General features: G+C 67.5%; 15 protein-coding genes and 2 pseudogenes. 8 read left to right on the top strand and 9 right to left on the bottom strand.

Annotated elements, in window-relative coordinates:
• Positions 1-13 precede the first annotated feature (13 nt).
• The 7 genes from LG388_RS22590 to LG388_RS22560 form a co-directional block, all read right to left on the bottom strand.
• Positions 14-2,206: a TonB-dependent siderophore receptor gene (locus LG388_RS22590; protein ID WP_225784803.1), complete on the bottom strand. Its 2,193-nt coding sequence runs from the start codon at positions 2,204-2,206 to the stop codon at positions 14-16.
• Between the two features lie 7 nt (positions 2,207-2,213).
• Positions 2,214-2,756 carry a copper chaperone PCu(A)C gene (locus LG388_RS22585; RefSeq protein ID WP_225784802.1) on the bottom strand — a complete coding sequence of 181 codons (543 nt, stop codon included), beginning with the start codon at positions 2,754-2,756 and terminating at the stop codon, positions 2,214-2,216.
• 185 nt (positions 2,757-2,941) lie between these two features.
• Positions 2,942-3,370 carry a DUF2946 family protein gene (locus LG388_RS22580; protein ID WP_225784801.1) on the bottom strand — a complete coding sequence of 143 codons (429 nt, stop codon included), beginning with the start codon at positions 3,368-3,370 and terminating at the stop codon, positions 2,942-2,944.
• An 82-nt stretch (positions 3,371-3,452) separates the two neighbouring features.
• Positions 3,453-3,782 (bottom strand): c-type cytochrome, encoded by a 330-nt coding sequence (locus tag LG388_RS22575; protein ID WP_225784800.1) that lies wholly within the window; start codon positions 3,780-3,782, stop codon positions 3,453-3,455.
• Between the two features lie 15 nt (positions 3,783-3,797).
• A complete protein-coding gene (locus LG388_RS22570) occupies positions 3,798-4,304 on the bottom strand; it encodes a copper chaperone PCu(A)C (protein WP_225784799.1) in 507 nt (168 codons plus the stop codon).
• Between the two features lie 46 nt (positions 4,305-4,350).
• Positions 4,351-5,010: an SCO family protein gene (locus LG388_RS22565; RefSeq protein WP_225784798.1), complete on the bottom strand. Its 660-nt coding sequence runs from the start codon at positions 5,008-5,010 to the stop codon at positions 4,351-4,353.
• Between the two features lie 177 nt (positions 5,011-5,187).
• Positions 5,188-5,547, bottom strand: a complete 360-nt coding sequence (locus LG388_RS22560) for a DUF2946 domain-containing protein (protein WP_225784797.1) — start codon at positions 5,545-5,547, stop codon at positions 5,188-5,190.
• A 186-nt stretch (positions 5,548-5,733) separates the two neighbouring features.
• On the opposite strand from LG388_RS22560, the gene LG388_RS22555 reads away from it, so the two are divergent.
• The 4 genes and pseudogenes from LG388_RS22555 to LG388_RS22540 all read left to right on the top strand — a co-directional run.
• Complete coding sequence (locus LG388_RS22555; protein ID WP_225784796.1) at positions 5,734-7,437, top strand: long-chain fatty acid--CoA ligase; 1,704 nt, start codon at positions 5,734-5,736, stop codon at positions 7,435-7,437.
• A gap of 115 nt (positions 7,438-7,552) precedes the next feature.
• Positions 7,553-8,548, top strand: a pseudogene (locus tag LG388_RS22550) (N-6 DNA methylase); the annotation flags it as partial.
• 54 nt (positions 8,549-8,602) lie between these two features.
• A complete protein-coding gene (locus LG388_RS22545; RefSeq protein WP_225784795.1) occupies positions 8,603-9,637 on the top strand; it encodes an IS630 family transposase in 1,035 nt (344 codons plus the stop codon).
• Between the two features lie 24 nt (positions 9,638-9,661).
• Positions 9,662-10,525: pseudogene (locus LG388_RS22540) on the top strand (class I SAM-dependent DNA methyltransferase); the annotation flags it as partial.
• A gap of 410 nt (positions 10,526-10,935) precedes the next feature.
• On the opposite strand, the gene istB reads toward LG388_RS22540, so the two are convergent.
• A complete protein-coding gene (gene istB, locus LG388_RS22535) occupies positions 10,936-11,751 on the bottom strand; it encodes an IS21-like element helper ATPase IstB (RefSeq protein WP_225782451.1) in 816 nt (271 codons plus the stop codon).
• Complete coding sequence (gene istA, locus LG388_RS22530; RefSeq protein ID WP_225782461.1) at positions 11,744-13,270, bottom strand: IS21 family transposase; 1,527 nt, start codon at positions 13,268-13,270, stop codon at positions 11,744-11,746. Before istA ends, istB begins: the two co-directional genes overlap by 8 nt.
• A 157-nt stretch (positions 13,271-13,427) precedes the next feature.
• Here istA and LG388_RS26735 point away from each other — a divergent pair, with 157 nt between their 5' ends.
• The 4 genes from LG388_RS26735 to LG388_RS22515 all read left to right on the top strand — a co-directional run bounded on the left by LG388_RS26735 (position 13,428) and on the right by LG388_RS22515 (position 15,133).
• On the top strand, positions 13,428-13,550 hold the full coding sequence (locus tag LG388_RS26735) for a restriction endonuclease subunit S (RefSeq protein ID WP_255632200.1): 123 nt from the start codon (positions 13,428-13,430) through the stop codon (positions 13,548-13,550).
• The gene (locus tag LG388_RS22525) at positions 13,547-14,443 is read left to right on the top strand and encodes a GIY-YIG nuclease family protein (protein WP_225784444.1); all 897 of its coding nucleotides are present in this window, start codon (positions 13,547-13,549) and stop codon (positions 14,441-14,443) included. The genes LG388_RS26735 and LG388_RS22525 overlap by 4 nt, the downstream gene beginning before the upstream one ends.
• Before the next feature lie 127 nt (positions 14,444-14,570).
• Positions 14,571-14,825 (top strand): type II toxin-antitoxin system ParD family antitoxin, encoded by a 255-nt coding sequence (locus LG388_RS22520; protein ID WP_225784443.1) that lies wholly within the window; start codon positions 14,571-14,573, stop codon positions 14,823-14,825.
• On the top strand, positions 14,822-15,133 hold the full coding sequence (locus LG388_RS22515) for a type II toxin-antitoxin system RelE/ParE family toxin (RefSeq protein ID WP_225784442.1): 312 nt from the start codon (positions 14,822-14,824) through the stop codon (positions 15,131-15,133). The genes LG388_RS22520 and LG388_RS22515 overlap by 4 nt, the downstream gene beginning before the upstream one ends.
• Positions 15,134-15,500 lie beyond the last annotated feature (367 nt).

The raw sequence follows: 15,500 nt of genomic DNA, 5'->3' as shown, positions 1-15,500 counted from the left end.
GAGCCACCCGGTGTCAGAAGTTCACGCGCAGCGTGAGGTCGGCCGTGCGCGGCGCCCCCAGGTAGGCCTGGGTGCCGCCCACGTGGAGGGCGTACACGCGGTCGGTCGCATTGCGCACGCGCGCGCTCAGTGCGGTGTGGCGGTTGATCTGCCAGCTCAGCCCCAGGTCCAGCAGCGTGTAGGCCGGCCAGCGCTGGGTGTTGGCCGCGTCGGCATAGACCGAGCCCACTCGGCGCAGGCCCACGCTGGCCTGCAACTGGGGCGTGATGGCATAGGAAGTCCAGAGGTTGAGCACCGTGCGCGGCGTGTTGGTGGGCGTGCGGCCGGCCAGCGAAACCCCGCCCTGGCGGAAGTTCTCGTACTGCGCATCCACCCAGCTCGCATTGGCCTGCAGCGCCCATTCGCGCGTGGGCTGCAGGCCCACGGCCAGTTCCACGCCGCGCGACGACTGCTCGCCCACCTGCACCGTCAGGCTGCTGTTGGCCGGGTCCTGCGTGGCGATGTTCTGGCGCGTGATGCGGTAGGCCGCCGCGGTGGCCGTGCCCTTGCCTTGCCAGAAGTCCAGTTTGCTGCCCACCTCGATCTGGCGGCCGGTGGTCAGCGCGCTGTTGTCGCGCACCTGGGCGAAGGTGGCCGTGGTGAGGATGCCGGCCGGCGGATCGGCCGCGGTGGCGTACTGCACGTACAGGTTGGCGCCGGGCGCGACCTCCCACACCAGGCCGATGCGGCCTGTCGTGGGCTTGTAGCTGCGCGCATAGCGGGCCGGGTTTGCCGCGTTGATCTCGCGCCGGTTCGTCAGATCCAGTTCGATGCGCTCGTGTCGCAGCGCCGTCACCAGGCTCAGGCCCGGCGTGAGCGCGGTGCGGTTCTCGGCGAACACGGCCACGGTCTTCACGCGGTTGTCGCGGTCGGGCCTGAAGCCGGGTGTCATGCCGCGCACCGCGAAGAAGGGCTCGGTGGTGAAGACGTAGGGGTTCACGGTGCTCACCGTGGCCGACAGGCTGTTGGGGAAGCGCGTCTGCTTGTTCACGCTCAGGTCCACGCCAAAGGCCCAGTCGCTGCGACGCCCGGCGATTTGCTCCTGGTACGTGCCGTCCAGCCGGTTGCCCACCAGCCGCTGGTCGTGGCGTTGCAGCAAAGCCGCGGAGCGCGTGACGGCCGTGTTGGTGGCGTTGAAGCGGTAGGTCTCCACGTTGCGGTAGTCGCGCAGCGCGTCATACGCATAGAAGGTGTTGCGCAGCGCCAGCGCGTCGTTCACGCGCCAGTCGGTGATGGAGCGCAGCCACTGCACGCGCTGCGCGTACAGGCTGTCCACGCTGTTGTAGTTCTTGCGCCGCGTGGCCGGGTCGATGCGCAGCGTGCCCACCATCGGGTTCAGCAGCGGTGTGCCCCAGTAGGGCTGGTCCACCCACTCCTTCTGGTGCTCATAAGCCAGGGTGTGGCTCAGGCCGCGGCCCAGGTCCGACAGCAGCGACAGGGCCAGTTGCGTCGAGTCGCGGTCGGTCCCCTCGGTCCAGCTTCCGCCGCGCCGCTGGTTGGCGTCGATGCGCAGGTAGTGGTCGCCCGTGCCGCTGCCATCGCCGACCACGCGCCGGTTCAGGCCGAAGGAAGCTTCGCGCAGCCGATGGCTGCCCAGGCGCAGCTGCGCCTCGCTCAGGTCGTGGCGGGTGGCCAGCTTGCTGATGTAGTTGAGCGTGCCGCCGACGGCGCCGGCGCCGTGGAGGAAGCTCGAAGGCCCACCGATGGCTTCCACGCGCTCGTAGATCCAGCTGTCCACGGGCCGTGCCGCGATCGCGTACTGCACGGGGATGCCGTTGAACAGCTGCGAGATGGAGCCGCTGCCGAAGCCGCGGTATTGCACGCCGATGTTGCCGGGGGCGTCATGCGCGGTGACGCCCGCAATGGCCTGCAGGATCTCCTGCGTGTTCTGCGCACCGCGGGCGTCGATGACGGCCCGATCCACGATGGTGACGGAGGCCGGGTTCTCGCGCGCCGTGAGGCCCAGGCGGCTGCCGCTTTCGACGGGCTGGTCCACGGGCAGGCGGCCGTTGGGCTGCTCCTGCGATGCGCGGACCTGGATGGCGGGCAGGCTGTCGCCGGGTGCGGATGGGGCCGTCTGCGCCTGCGCGCCCAGGGCTGCCAGCGCGGCAGCAGCCAGGCCCGCCGTGCGCGCCCGCGGCGCGGGTGAAAAGCAAAGGGGGTGCATGGCCGCATCAGTGCGTGTGATGCGCATCCGCGCCCTTCGCATCCTCGGCCGCCGCGCGGGGCTGCTGCACCCAGGCCTTGACCGTGGTCTCGCCCGCACGCTCGAAGCGCAGCGTGAGGTCGAAGCGGTCCCCGGCCTTCAGCGGCTGCTTCAGGCCGACCAGCATCAGGTGCTGCGGCTGGCCGTGGCGCAGTTGCACCTCCTGGCCGGCGGGAATCTCGAGGGCCGCCACCTCGCGCATGCGCACCACGTCGCCCTCGGTCTGGCGCGTGTGCAGTTCCACGCGCTCGGCCACCGGCGTCGTGGCGCCGATGAGCCGGTCGGCCACCGCGCCCTTGTTGCGGATGCCGCGCAGGTAGGCCGCGCCGGTCTGCACGCCGGGCCGCGAGGGCGTGGCGTACGGGTGGTCGATGGACAGGTCGCCGACGCGGAAGTCATGCGCCTGGGCGGCACCCGCGAAGGCGAGGGCGCCCAGCAGGGCCGTCGCGCGTGCGCGGCAAGCGCGGGACGCGCGGGATGTGCGGGATGCACGGGAGAAGAACGAAGTCATGAAAGCGGATCCTTGGGCGCTGCAGGCAGGGCCAACGCGCGCTTGCGGCAGTTGGCATGCCTGTGCGCAGCGAACCACCCGCACAGCCATGCGAGCAGGTTCGAACGACAACGGGGAAGGTGCCGGGCGGCGCCGGGCCGCTCGTGCGAAACGATGCGAAATGCGCAGCCATGCTGCGCCGCCGATCAGCCCTGGAACGGCGGCGCCCGCGCGAGCAGGGGGCGCCAGAGATGCGCGGCGGAACGCGGCGGTGCCGCTCGCCATTGCGGCGTGGTCGTGGCCGCGGCAGTCGCCGGCGGACAGGGAGGGAGCGCCAGCGCGGGCAGCGCGGGGCTGTGCTGCTGCTGGCACAGCAGGCAATGGCTGCCGTGCGGCGGGTCGGCGGCCTGCGCCGGGTCGGGCGCGGAATCGGTGGCCGTCAGCTGCTGCAGCGGCACCCGCTTCATGCCCTGCGGACTGCAGACCATGGCCCAGAGGCCGGTGTCCGGGGCCGAAGCACGGCCGGCGGCGGCCGGCGCCGGCAGCGGCAGGGCCGTGAACAGCAGGAGCATCAGCTGCACCACGAGCATCAGCGCCGCCATGCGGCGCGGGCCGCGCGGGGGGCGATGGCTCATGGAGCGGCGGCGCAAGGACATGCTCAGGAGAGGCGTGTCAAAGGGCGTGCTGAAGGGCGTGGCGAAGGGCGCGGGGCGGCCGTCACTTCTGCTGCAGCACCCAGTCGGCCAGCTTCTTCGCGTCGGCCTCGCTCACGCCGGGGTTGGCCGGCATGGGCACCGCGCCCCAGGCGCCGCGGCTGCCCTGGCGGATCTTGCCCGCCAGCTGGGCCGACGCGTTGGGCTGGCCGGCATAGCGTGCCGCGATGTCCTTGAAGGCCGGGCCGACGCGCTTCTTGTCAACGGTGTGGCAGGCCATGCAGGCCTTGGACTGGGCCAGGGCCGGGTCGGCCTGCGCCGGGGCGGCAGCGAGCAGGCAGAACACGGCCGGCGCGGCCAGGGCGGCGAGAGGGGGGCTTGTCTTCTTTTTCATCGGGGGGCGGGGGGCTCAGTGCTTATGGGCCGGTGCTGCAGGCGTGCTGCCACCCGCGCTGCCGTGGCCGCCATGGCCGCTCGCCGCAGTGGTCAGCGCACGCACGGGCGCCTGCACCTGCACGGTTTCGCGCTGGCCATCCGCGCCTTCGAAAGTCAGGGTCAGCGGCACGGTCTGGCCTTCCTTCACCTGGCCCTTCAGGTTCATCAGCATCAGGTGGTAGCCGCCCGGCTTGAGCTCCACGGTCTTGCCGGCCGGCAGTTCCATGCCGGCCACCTGGCGCATGCGCATCACGTCGCCCTGCATGGCCATTTCATGCACCTCGGCCACGGGCGTCAGCGGCGTGCTCACGCCGACCAGGCGCGTGGCCTTGGGCGAGTGCAGCTGCATGAAGGCGCCGGTGGCCTGCTGCTGCGCCACGGTGGCGCGCACCCACGGTTCCTTCACACGGACCTGCGCCTGCGCGAGGCCGGCCAGCGCCAGCAGGGCGGCCGGCAGCACGAATTGTCGGGACATGTTCATTGGGAGTCTCCTCGGGGAACGGGTGGACGGGAATCGGGCCGGACTGTCAGCCTTCGCGCAGCAGCTGCCGCACATTGGCGGCGAAGTCGGCCGCGCTCTGTTCGTGCCGCAGCGCCACGCGCAGCCGGCCCTGCGGGTCGATCAGGTAGCTCAGCGCCGAATGGTCGAGGGTGTAGGAGCTTCCGGTTGGCACTCGGGTGTAGACGACGCGGAATTCCCGGGCCGCCTCGGCCGTCTGCGCGGCATCGCCGCTCAGGCCCACGAAGCTGGGATCGAAGGCTGCGGTGTAGGCCTTCAGCACCTCGGCCGTGTCGCGTTCGGGGTCGACCGAGACGAAGATCACCTGCAGCTTCTCGCCGTCGGCGCCCAGCAGGCGCTTGACCTCGGCGGCGCGGGCCAGGGCCGTGGGGCACACGTCGGGGCACTGCGTGAAGCCGAAGAAGAGCAGCACGACCTGGCCCCGGAAGTCCTCGATCGTGCGCGGTCGGCCGTCGGGGTCGTTCAGGCGCAGTTTCTGGCCATAGGGCGCCCCGGTGACGTCGATGCCGCGGAAGGCTGGCGGCTTCTCTGCGCTGCAGGCGCCCAGGCCCAGCGTGGCCGCGGCGCCGGCGGCGGGCAGCAGCAGGGCGCGCGCGATCCATTGGCGGCGCGGCAGGCCGGCGGGGCGGGGCGCGCCCGCGGAACAAGGAGGAACACGCAAAGACATGCAAGACCGGAAAGCGGGTCCGGGCGCCGGGGCCCGGAGGGATTTGCGGGACTGCGCGTTGCCAGGGGACGCAAGCCCTGCCGCGGCAGGGGCATGCAAGAGGGCGAAAGCGAGAAAGAGGGCCCTCCGGCGTCGCGCGCGGACGGCGGCGGGCACCGGGGCCGCACCGCCGTGCACTCAGGCCGAGGCGGGCGGCCCGCGCGGCGGCAGCGGCGCCCCGGTCAGCGCGGCCAGATGGGCCGCGTGAAAGGGATGCTGGGCCAGAGGTGCTGGCGCGGCGGCCGGCAGCTGCAGCGTGATGACGGGCGGCGCCAGCGTGGCCGCGAGGCAGGCCGGGCAATCGAGCGCATGGTGGCCCGCGGCGACGGAGCGGCCTTCGTCATCGAGCACGACCAGCTTGGCGCTGGCGCCCGCACCGCACACCAGCTCCAGCGCCTGGGGCTTGACCAGCGGCGACGCGACGGCCACCCCGAGCGACAGCACGAACCACGCCAGCGCCAGGCGGGCGATGAGGGCGGTGGTGCGCAGCCATTGCATGGCCGGCGATTATGGCAGCGGGCCCGGGCGCAGGCCGAGGTGGGACAAGTTGTCCAGCCGCGCGGCCGCCCGCGTCGCGCAGGTGACGCCCGGGCGGCCCGGACGGGGCTTTCCCCATGCGCCATCGGGCCCGTGCGGCTTACGCTGACGGCCCCTTCTGGTCTCTGGCTTTTCGTACCGCTTTCCATGTCGACGCCTGATCGCCCGCACTTCAAGTTCTGGCCCGCCCGCCAGCCCCGCACCATCACGCCGCCGGCCACGTCGCTGTGGCACAACCTGCAGGTCAACGCCCAGCGCTATCCGGGCAAGCCCGCGCTGATCTACTTCGGCCGCGTCACTTCGTACGGCGAACTCGCGGCGCAGGTGGAGGCGCTGGCCGGCGCGCTGCATGCGCTGGGCGTGCAGCGCGGCGACCGCGTGCTGCTGGACATGCAGAACACGCCGCAGCTGGTCATCGCGCATTTCGCCATCCTGCGCGCCAACGCGGTGGTGGTGCCCGTCAATCCGATGAACAAGGCCGAGGAACTCAAGCACTACATCAGTGATTCCGACGCCAAGGTGGCCCTGACCACCGGCGACCTGGCGCCCGAGCTGGCCAAGGCCAGCGACAGCCTGCCCGAGGCCGAGCGCCTGGCGCACCTGGTCGTGACCCAGTTCACCGATGCCTTCGACGCCTCGGCCGCCGACACGCCCGCCATGGCCGCGGCCTGGCGCGACTGGCTGCTGCCGCGGCGCGCGCTGCCCGCGCTCGCTGGCGGCCAGGTGCATGCCTGGGGCGCGCTGCTGGCGGCCGGCCATGCCGCGCCGGCCCATGTCGTGGGCGCGCAGGACATGGCCCTGCTGCCCTACACCAGTGGCACCACCGGGTTGCCCAAGGGCTGCATCCACCCGCATTCCACGCTGATGCACAACGCCGTGTCGGGTGCGCAGTGGGGCAGCGCGACGCCCGAAACGGTGGTGCTGGCCGTGGTACCCATGTTCCACATCACCGGCATCGTGAGCATGATGCACACGGCCATCTATGCCGGTGCCGCGCTGGTGCTGATGCCGCGCTGGGACCGCGACGTGGCCGGCCACCTGATCTCGCAATGGAAGGTGACGAGCTGGACCAACATCCCCACCATGGTCATCGACCTGCTGGCCAGCCCGCATTTCAAGAACTACGACCTGTCCAGCCTGACCTACATCGGCGGTGGCGGCGCCGCCATGCCCCAGGCCGTGGCGCAGCGGCTGCTGGAGGAGTTCGGCCTGGTCTACCAGGAAGGCTATGGCCTGACCGAGACCGCCGCGCCTTCGCACAGCAACCCGCCGTTGCACGCCAAGCAGCAGTGCCTGGGCATGCCCTTCACGGGGGTGGACGCGCGCGTGGTCGACCCCGAGACCCTGCAGGAGCTGCCCGTGGGCGAGTCGGGCGAGATCATCACCCACGGCCCGCAGGTCTTCAGCGGCTACTGGAAGCGGCCCGACGCCACGGCCGCCGCCTTCATCGAGTTCGAGGGCAAGCGCTTCTTCCGCACCGGTGACATGGGGCGCGTGGACGAAGAGGGCTACTTCTTCATCACCGACCGCCTGAAGCGCATGATCAACGCCAGCGGCTTCAAGGTCTGGCCGGCCGAGGTGGAACTGCTGATGTTCAAGCACCCGGCCATCCAGGAGGCCTGCATCATCTCCACCAAGGACGCCTACCGCGGCGAGTCCGTCAAGGCCGTGGTGGTGCTGCGCCCCACGCACAAGGGCACGACGGCCGAAGACATCATCGCCTGGTGTCGCGAGAACATGGCCGCCTACAAGGTGCCGCGCCAGGTGCAGTTCGTCGATGCGCTGCCCAAGAGCGGCAGCGGCAAGGTGATGTGGCGGCTGCTGCAGGAGGCGGAGGCCAAGCCGGCTTGACGGCCGGCGCCCTCTCGGCTTGATAGACTGCCGCGCCCGCGCGGCGGCCTGCTCATCCAGGCCCGGCTGTGCCGGGCTTTTTCACGTCTGGCGCCCCATCGCCCCATCGCTCTGCATGTCTCCTCAAGCCCTGTCTTCCTTCATCTGGTCCGTCGCCGATCTGCTGCGCGGCGACTACAAGCAGTCCGAGTACGGCCGCGTGATCCTGCCCTTCACCGTGCTGCGCCGGCTGGACTGCGTGCTGGAAGCCACCAAGCCCAAGGTGCTGGCTGAAAAGGCTTCGCGCGAGAAGATGGGCATCAACCCCGAGCCCTTTCTCCGTCGCGCCGCCGGCAACCTGGGTTTCTACAACGATTCGGAACTGGACCTGCCCAAGCTGCTGGGCGACCAGGACCACATCCGCCAGAACCTCTACGCCTACGTCAAGGCCTTCTCGCCCGAGGCGGCCGACATCTTCGAGCGCTTCGATTTCCACGCCCAGGTGGAACGGCTGGCCAAGGCCAACCTGCTGTACCTGGTCACGGAAAAGTTCGTCGGCATCGACCTGCACCCGGCCACGGTGGACAACGCCAGCATGGGCCTGGTGTTCGAGGAGCTGATCCGCAAGTTCGCCGAAATCAGCAACGAGACGGCCGGGGAACACTTCACGCCGCGCGAAGTCATCCGCCTGATGGTGAACCTGCTCTTCATCGAAGACGACGACGTGCTCACGCCCGGCAACGCCGTGGTTCGCACCGTGTACGACCCCACGGCCGGCACCGGCGGCATGCTGTCAGTCGCCGGCGAGCACCTGCTGGCCCACAACCCGCAGGCCCGCCTCACGCTCTACGGCCAGGAACTCAACGACGAGAGCTACGCCATCTGCAAGGCCGACATGCTCATCCGCGGGCAGGACGTGGGCAACATCGTGGCCGGCAACACCCTGAGCGACGACGGGCATGCGGGCCGCAAGTTCGACTACATGCTGTCCAACCCGCCCTTCGGCGTGGAATGGAAGAAGGTCGAAAAGGCCGTGCGGCAGGAACACGAGCAGAAAGGCTTTGCCGGCCGCTTCGGCCCCGGCCTGCCGCGCGTGAGCGATGGCTCCATGCTGTTTCTGATGCACCTTTTATTGATTCGGCCCTTGTGCACTTGAATTTATCTGCACCGCCCCCAACTCGGATTCATGCAAGCAACTGACATGAGATCGTTGAGCCACGAAGCGCGGCATGAGCGCCGGGTTCAGGTCATCCGGCTACGCAAGGCCGGCAACACCTACGACAAGATCGCCGCGCTCACCGGCCTGAGTCGCACAGGCGTCTTCAACATCTGCAAACGCCATGAGGCGCTCGGTGCCAAGGCGCTGCACGACGCCATTGGCGGGCGCAAGCTCGGCGAAAACCGCTTGCTCGACCCCGCCCAGGAGGCCCTGGTGCGCAAGCTCATCGCCGACAAGACGCCCGATCAGCTCAAGATGCCCTACGCGCTGTGGACCCGCGCCGCTGTGGCCCAACTCATCGAACAGCGCTTTGGGCTGCGACTGCAAGTGCGCACCATGGGCAAGTACCTGGCGCGCTGGGGCTTCACGCCGCAAAAGCCGATGAAGAAGGCCTACGAGCAGTCACCGGCGGCGGTCAAGAAGTGGCTCGAGGAGGACTACCCCGCCATTGCCGCGCGGGCCAAGGCCGAGGGAGCCGAAATTCACTGGGGCGACGAGAGTGGACTGCGCAGCGACGATGTACGCGGCCGTGGTTTTGCGCCCAAGGGCCAGACGCCGGTGGTGCGGGTCAACAACAAGCGCCACAACCTGTCGGTCATCTCCACCGTGACCAACAAAGGGCAGATGCGCTGGCGCATCTTTGACGGGGCGCTCAACACCACAATCCTGATCGACTTCCTGCGCCGGCTGATCAAGGGACAGACCAAGAAGGTGTTCCTGATCCTGGACAACCTGCGGGTGCATCATGCCAAACCGGTCAAGGCCTGGCTGGCCGAGCATGCCGATGCCATCGAGGTGTTCTACCTACCGAGCTATAGCCCGGAGTTGAACCCGGATGAGATGGCCAATGCGGATATCAAGCAGGCGGTCACGAAGCTGGCACCGGCGCGAACGAAGCTGCAACTGGCCAAAGCCACAGCCAAGCACCTTCGCAGCGTGCAACGCCAGCCCGAGCGCATCCGCAAGTACTTCGAGCACGCCACGGTACGCTATGCGGCTTGAGTCAAGTTCATTGAGGCCGGATCAATAGCCAAGATGCGCCCCGCGCAGGAAGGCGGCAGCCGCTTCGGCATCGTGCTCAACGGCTCGCCCTTGTTCACGGGCGGCGCGGGCAGTGGCGAAAGCGAAATCCGCCGCTACGTGCTGGAGAACGACCTGGTGGAGGCCATCGTGGGCTTGCCCACCGACATGTTCTACAACACCGGCATTGCCACCTATGTGTGGATCCTGTCGAACAAGAAGCCGGCCGTGCGCAAGGGCAAGGTGCAACTCATCGACGCCAGCAGCTACTGGCAGAAGATGCGCAAGAGCCTGGGCAGCAAACGCAAGGAGATGAGCGATGCGCACATCGCCACCGTCACGCAGTTGTTTGGCAGCTTTGCCGAAGCCGAGCAGGTCAGCGTGTTCGACGCGCAAGGGCAGCCGATGGGCGAGCCACAACTGATCGTGGCCGGCGCCGCGTGGCCCGCCGAGTTCCAGAATCTGCCCGAAGGTGGCCGCCTCAAGCGCGTGCCCATCTCGCGCATCTTCAAAAACCAGGACTTCGGCTACACCACCCTGACCGTCGAACGCCCCCTGCGTGATGAGGCAGGCGCCGTGGTGCTGGGGCAGAAGGGCAAGCAGAAGGGCAAGCCGCAACCCGACAGCGCACTGCGCGACACCGAGAACGTGCCGCTGACGGAAGACATCGACGCCTACTTCCAGCGCGAAGTGCTGCCCCATGCACCCGACGCGTGGATCGACACGGAGAAAAGCAAGGTCGGCTATGAGATTCCCTTCAACCGCCACTTCTACGTCTTCGAGCCGCCGCGCAGCCTGCAGGCCATCGACGAGGAGCTGAAGACAGTAACGGCCCGCATCATGAAGATGTTGGGGGAGTTGGCGGAATGACGTTGCCGAGGTATGACGAGTATCGAGACAGTGGGGTGCCTTGGCTTGGGGCTCTGCCATCGCATTGGCAAGTTGGCCGCCTCAAGTTCTTGCTGTCGGGCATGGGCTCTGGAGGAACCCCGGATACCGACCAAGCGGACTATTGGTCGGACGATGACAGTGGGACGCCATGGGTCGCGATTGGCGACTTGTCTGATCGAACTCATGTGCGCTTTACCGCAAAGCGTCTTACGAGTTCGGGTATTGAGAGTAAGCGCCTGAAGGTTTGGCCCGAAGGCACTCTGTTGTTCTCCATGTATGCGAGCCTCGGCCATGCGGCGCTGCTCTCTGTGCCCGCTTGTTGATTCATCAGCACAACTGAGCCAGTGATCACGTTGAATATTGAGCCACTGGGTTGATGGATTCTTTGACTATTCGGTTGTGGATAAGTCTATCGGGTCTGCTGTTTTTCGATCTCCTTTCTGGCTCTTTGGGCGTTGCTTTGGGGGAGCCGCGCCAGCGGCACTGGAGTGCTTGAATCGCCAGCTCTCGTTGCCCGTCTCGACGATGTGGCAATGGTGCGTGAGCCGGTCAAGCAAGGCCGTGGTCATCTTGGCGTCTCCAAAGACGCTGCTCCACTCCGAGAAGGTGAGGTTGGTGGTGATCACCACGCTCGTTCGCTCATAGAGTTTGGAGAGCAGGTGGAACAGCATCGCGCCGCCCGACTGCGTGAATGGCAGGTAGCCCAGTTCATCCAGGATCACCAGATCGACGTACATCAGGCGGTGCGCCATTTGCCCGGCCTTGTTCTGCGCCTTCTCCAGCTCCAGGGCGTTGACCAGCTCCACCGTTGAGAAGAAGCGCACCCGCTTGCCATGCATGCGAATGGCCTCGATCCCCAGGCTCGTGGCCAGGTGGGTTTTACCCGTGCCGGGGCCACCAACCAGCACCACGTTGTGCGCCGACTCCACGAAGCGAAGGGTGTGCAACTGGCGCACCAGTGCTTCGTCGAGCTGCGCGTGGGCGAAGTCAAAGCCGGCGAGGTCACGGTGCGAAGGGAAGCGCGCCACGCGCATCTGGTAAGCCATGGAACGCACCTCACGCTGAGCGGTCTCGGCCTTGATGAGCTGGTGCAGCACGGCCTCATGATCCAGCGACTTCATGCGGGCGGTGCCCAGTACCTCCGGCCAGGCACTGGCCATGCCGTGCAGGCCCAGCGCTTTGAGGGCATCAATGACGTCATGCATGGTCGGACTCCGGTGATGCCTCATGAGGCTGGACGTTGCGCAGTGCGTCGTAGCGCTGCAGGTTGGCCAGTGGCGGCGTGTTGAGCTTGAGCATCGTGGCCACCGGTGGCTCGGGCACGCGCTGCTCCTTCAGACGCGAGAGCACGTTGAGCACGTGCTCGGCACTCACCCGCCCGGACTGCAGCGCCAGCTCTACCGCCACCACCACGGCCTCCAGTCCATGCAGGCTCACCCCCATGAGCACCTGCGCCATCACCCTGTCGCCACCGCTGTGGCGCAGCAACTGGCGCTGCATTTCCTGCAGTGGCTCGGGCATGGTCTTGAAGGGCGCGCCGTTGCGCAGCGCGCCGGGCTTTCGCTCGATGAGCGCGATGTAATGCATCCAGTCGTAGAGCGTCTGATCACGTTCGAAGCTGCGCGCCAGGCGCACCTGTCGCCCATCGGGCCCGACCACCAGCAGGCCATCCGCGTAGGCCCGCAGACTGACCACCGCATGAATCCATTCACACGGCACGCTGTAGCGGTTGCGCTGGAAGTGGATCAGTGCGGTCGCAGAGACCCGTACCGGCTGCTCCACGTAGCCATCAAACGCACGGGGGTTGGGCATGAGACGAGCACGTTCGTCCTGCCAGACATCGGCCACCGTGAGCTGAGTCCATTCCGGGTGACTCATCTCAGCCCAGGCCTTCACGCAGGCCTGCTGCAACCAGTCGTTGAGTTCACCAAGCGTCCCCCAGCGCCGCTCGCTGGCCTCACGCCAGATGTCCTTGCGCCGATCCTGAACGTTCTTCTCCACGACCCCCTTCTCCCAGCCGGCGGCCCGGTTGCAGAACTCCGGCTCGAACAGGTAGTGCCCGGTCATCGCCTCGAAGCGTGCATTGACGCTGCGCTGTTTGCCATGGCCGACCTTGTCCACAGCGGTCTTCATGTTGTCGTAGATGCCCCGCCGGGGCACGCCACCGAAGAGGGCGAACGCCCGTGCGTGCGCATCGAACAGCATCTCGTGCGCTTGGCTGTAGTACGCCACCAGGCAGAAGGCGCGACTGGCCGCCAGCTTGGTGTGTGCCACTTCCAGGCGGCGGCGCAGCCCGCCGATGAACAGGTACTCGCAGCTCCAGTCGAACTGGAACGCCTCGCCCAACTCGAAGCTCAGCGGCACGAACCCCGCACCACGCGCAGCGTTGCCTTGCTCTTGCTGCCAGCGCTGGGCAAAGGCGTAGACCGGCCCTCGGCTGCCGCTGTAGCCCTGCGCGCGCAGCGCCTCAAACATGGCCTTGATCCCGCGTCGATCGCGTTTGCTGCGATGGCTATCGGCCTTGAGCCATTGGCTCAACTGCTCCTTGTACGGATCCAGGATGCTGGGGCCCGACACCCGCTGCGGGTATCGGGGTTCGGCCATCTGCCCGTCTTTGAGCCACTTGGTGGCTGTGTTGCGCGAGATGCCCAGGCGCCGGCTGGCCTCGCGCACCGACACGTCCTGCCTCAGCACGAGGCGGCGTAACTTGCTCAATGTGCTCACGTTGATCACTCCTGCTCCCCCGTGCTGAAAAATTCAGCAGGATAGAGCGGCAACGTGGCTCAAATTTCAACGTGAATGCGTCCCGAAATGGCCCAGCTTTGGAAATGAATCAACAATCACAGCCGCACTCGTCAAGGCCACCGCCAAGATTGATGCATTGCGCGCCAGCGCCGAGCACGCCATTGGCTTGCTGCGCGAGCGCCGCTCCGCCCTCATCGCCGCCGCCGTCACCGGCCAGATCGACGTGCGCGGTGTCGTTTCTGCGAAGGAGCCTGCATGAGTCCCGTCAGCCCAAAAACCATCCAGGTCTTCCTGCCCACCGGTGAGCCCGCAGGCATCCGCGTGGCCGAGATGACCACGCGCATCGTGCAGGTGGTCGACGTGCCGCTCAATGGCTTGCAGTCCTTCTTCAAGATGCCCGAGAGCCAGCAGGTGGGCGTGTATTTCTTGCTGGCATTGCCCGACGATGGCAGCCTGCCGCAGGTCTACATCGGCCAGACTGGCGACCTGCGCACGCGGTTGGCCGAACACGCGAGCAAGAAGGACTTCTGGCAGCGCGCCGTGGTGCTGCTGTCACGCACGCAGTCGCTCACACAGACCCATGCGCTGTACCTGGAATGGCTGAGCATCGACACCGCGCGCCGGTTGGGGCGCTTTGCCGTGCTCAATGGCAATGCAGGCAGCCGGCCCTACACGCCTGCGCCCATGGAGGCCGACTGCCGCGAAGTGTTCGAGACAGGCGAGATCCTGCTGAACACGCTGGGCTACCCGCTGCTGTCGTCACCGATGGCGGCGCATTCGGGTCAGGGCAGCACCGCCGCCCCAACAGGCGCCGCTGACCTGTTCTTCTGCAAGGCCGGTGGCGCCGAGGGGCGGGGCGTGTTCACCGATGAGGGTCTTGAGGTGCAGGCCGGCTCGGTCGGCCGCCGGGCCAATGTGCCCTCCATCCAGAACACCAGCGACGGGGCCTTCCGTGAACGACTGATTGCCGACGGCGTGATGAAGGTGGAGGGCGACACCGTGGTGTTCACCCGCGACCATCTGTTTCGCTCGCCCAGCACGGCGGCGGTGGCGCTGCTGGGCCGCACGGCCAATGGCTGGCAGGAATGGAAGAACGCAGCCGGGCAGACGCTGGACGCGGTCAAGCGGCAGGGGGTCGGCGGCGTGGGCTGATGTATGCGGTCGTGGATCGCGAACAGTGAATGAGCCTGGTCGCCTTGGGGGTCAAGGCGGGTGCATGATGGCACCTCTGCGCGCCGAAGTTCTTGCCAATTTTTGCCATTCCCCGCAGACTGGCGCCATGAGCACCATGAACATTTCCCTGCCCGACCACCTCAAGGCCTTTGTGGATGCGCAGGTGGGGGAGCGCGGTTTTGGCACCAGCAGCGAGTACGTGCGTGAACTGATTCGCCGCGATCAGGATCGGGTACGGCTGCGGGAGCTGTTGCTGGCCGGCGCCGGGTCGCGGCCGGGCGAGCCTGCAACGGCCGACTACTTCGAGGGTTTGCGTGCCCGCGTCGGCACCGCGGGCAAAGGCGGGCGCGCGACCCGGTGAAGGCCAAGCCGGTCATTCCGCGTCAGGCCGCCCTGCGCGACGTGGAGGAGGCGCTGAGCTGGTATCTGGAGCAAGGCGCGCCGGCGGCAGCGCTGGGCTTCATCGACGCGCTGGAGCATGCCTATGGTCACATCGGCCGACATCCGGCCACCGGTTCGCCGCGCTATGCACACGAACTGAATCTTCCAGGCCTTCGCTTCTGGCCGCTGTCGCGCTACCCGCACCTTGCTTTCTATGTCGAACACAACGACCACGTGGATGTGTGGCGCGTGCTGTCCAGCGAGCGCGACTTGCCTGAGAAGGTGTGAACGAACCCCACATGCCCGCTCATCCCGCCCAGGTGCACGCCCTCATCGTTGCAAATGCTCGCCATAGCCCGAGCTATGGCTGCGCTTTGCGCCTCGATGGCGCACCCCTGGACGGTCTGCTCGGCCACGCGGGATTCATTCACACCTTCTGAGTGGTTGCGTGGAGCGTCCGGCCCGGAGGGCGAGCTTTGACAAAGCTGCTCCAGGAACACGACTTCGAGCGCGAGCGCTGCGCCCCCAGGGCGTCCCCTGGCTGGCTGCGGCACATTGCCGTCACGCTGGATGGACAGGCTGAGGCCCGTCTGTTCAGGCCGCATATCGCTTGCCAAGCGTGGTGACATCGGTGATATTCGCAATTCGCGAATAC

Source organism: Xenophilus sp. Marseille-Q4582, from assembly GCF_916700565.1.
Classification (GTDB): Bacteria; Pseudomonadota; Gammaproteobacteria; order Burkholderiales; family Burkholderiaceae_C; genus Xenophilus.
This window is presented reverse-complemented; position numbering and strand designations above follow the sequence as displayed.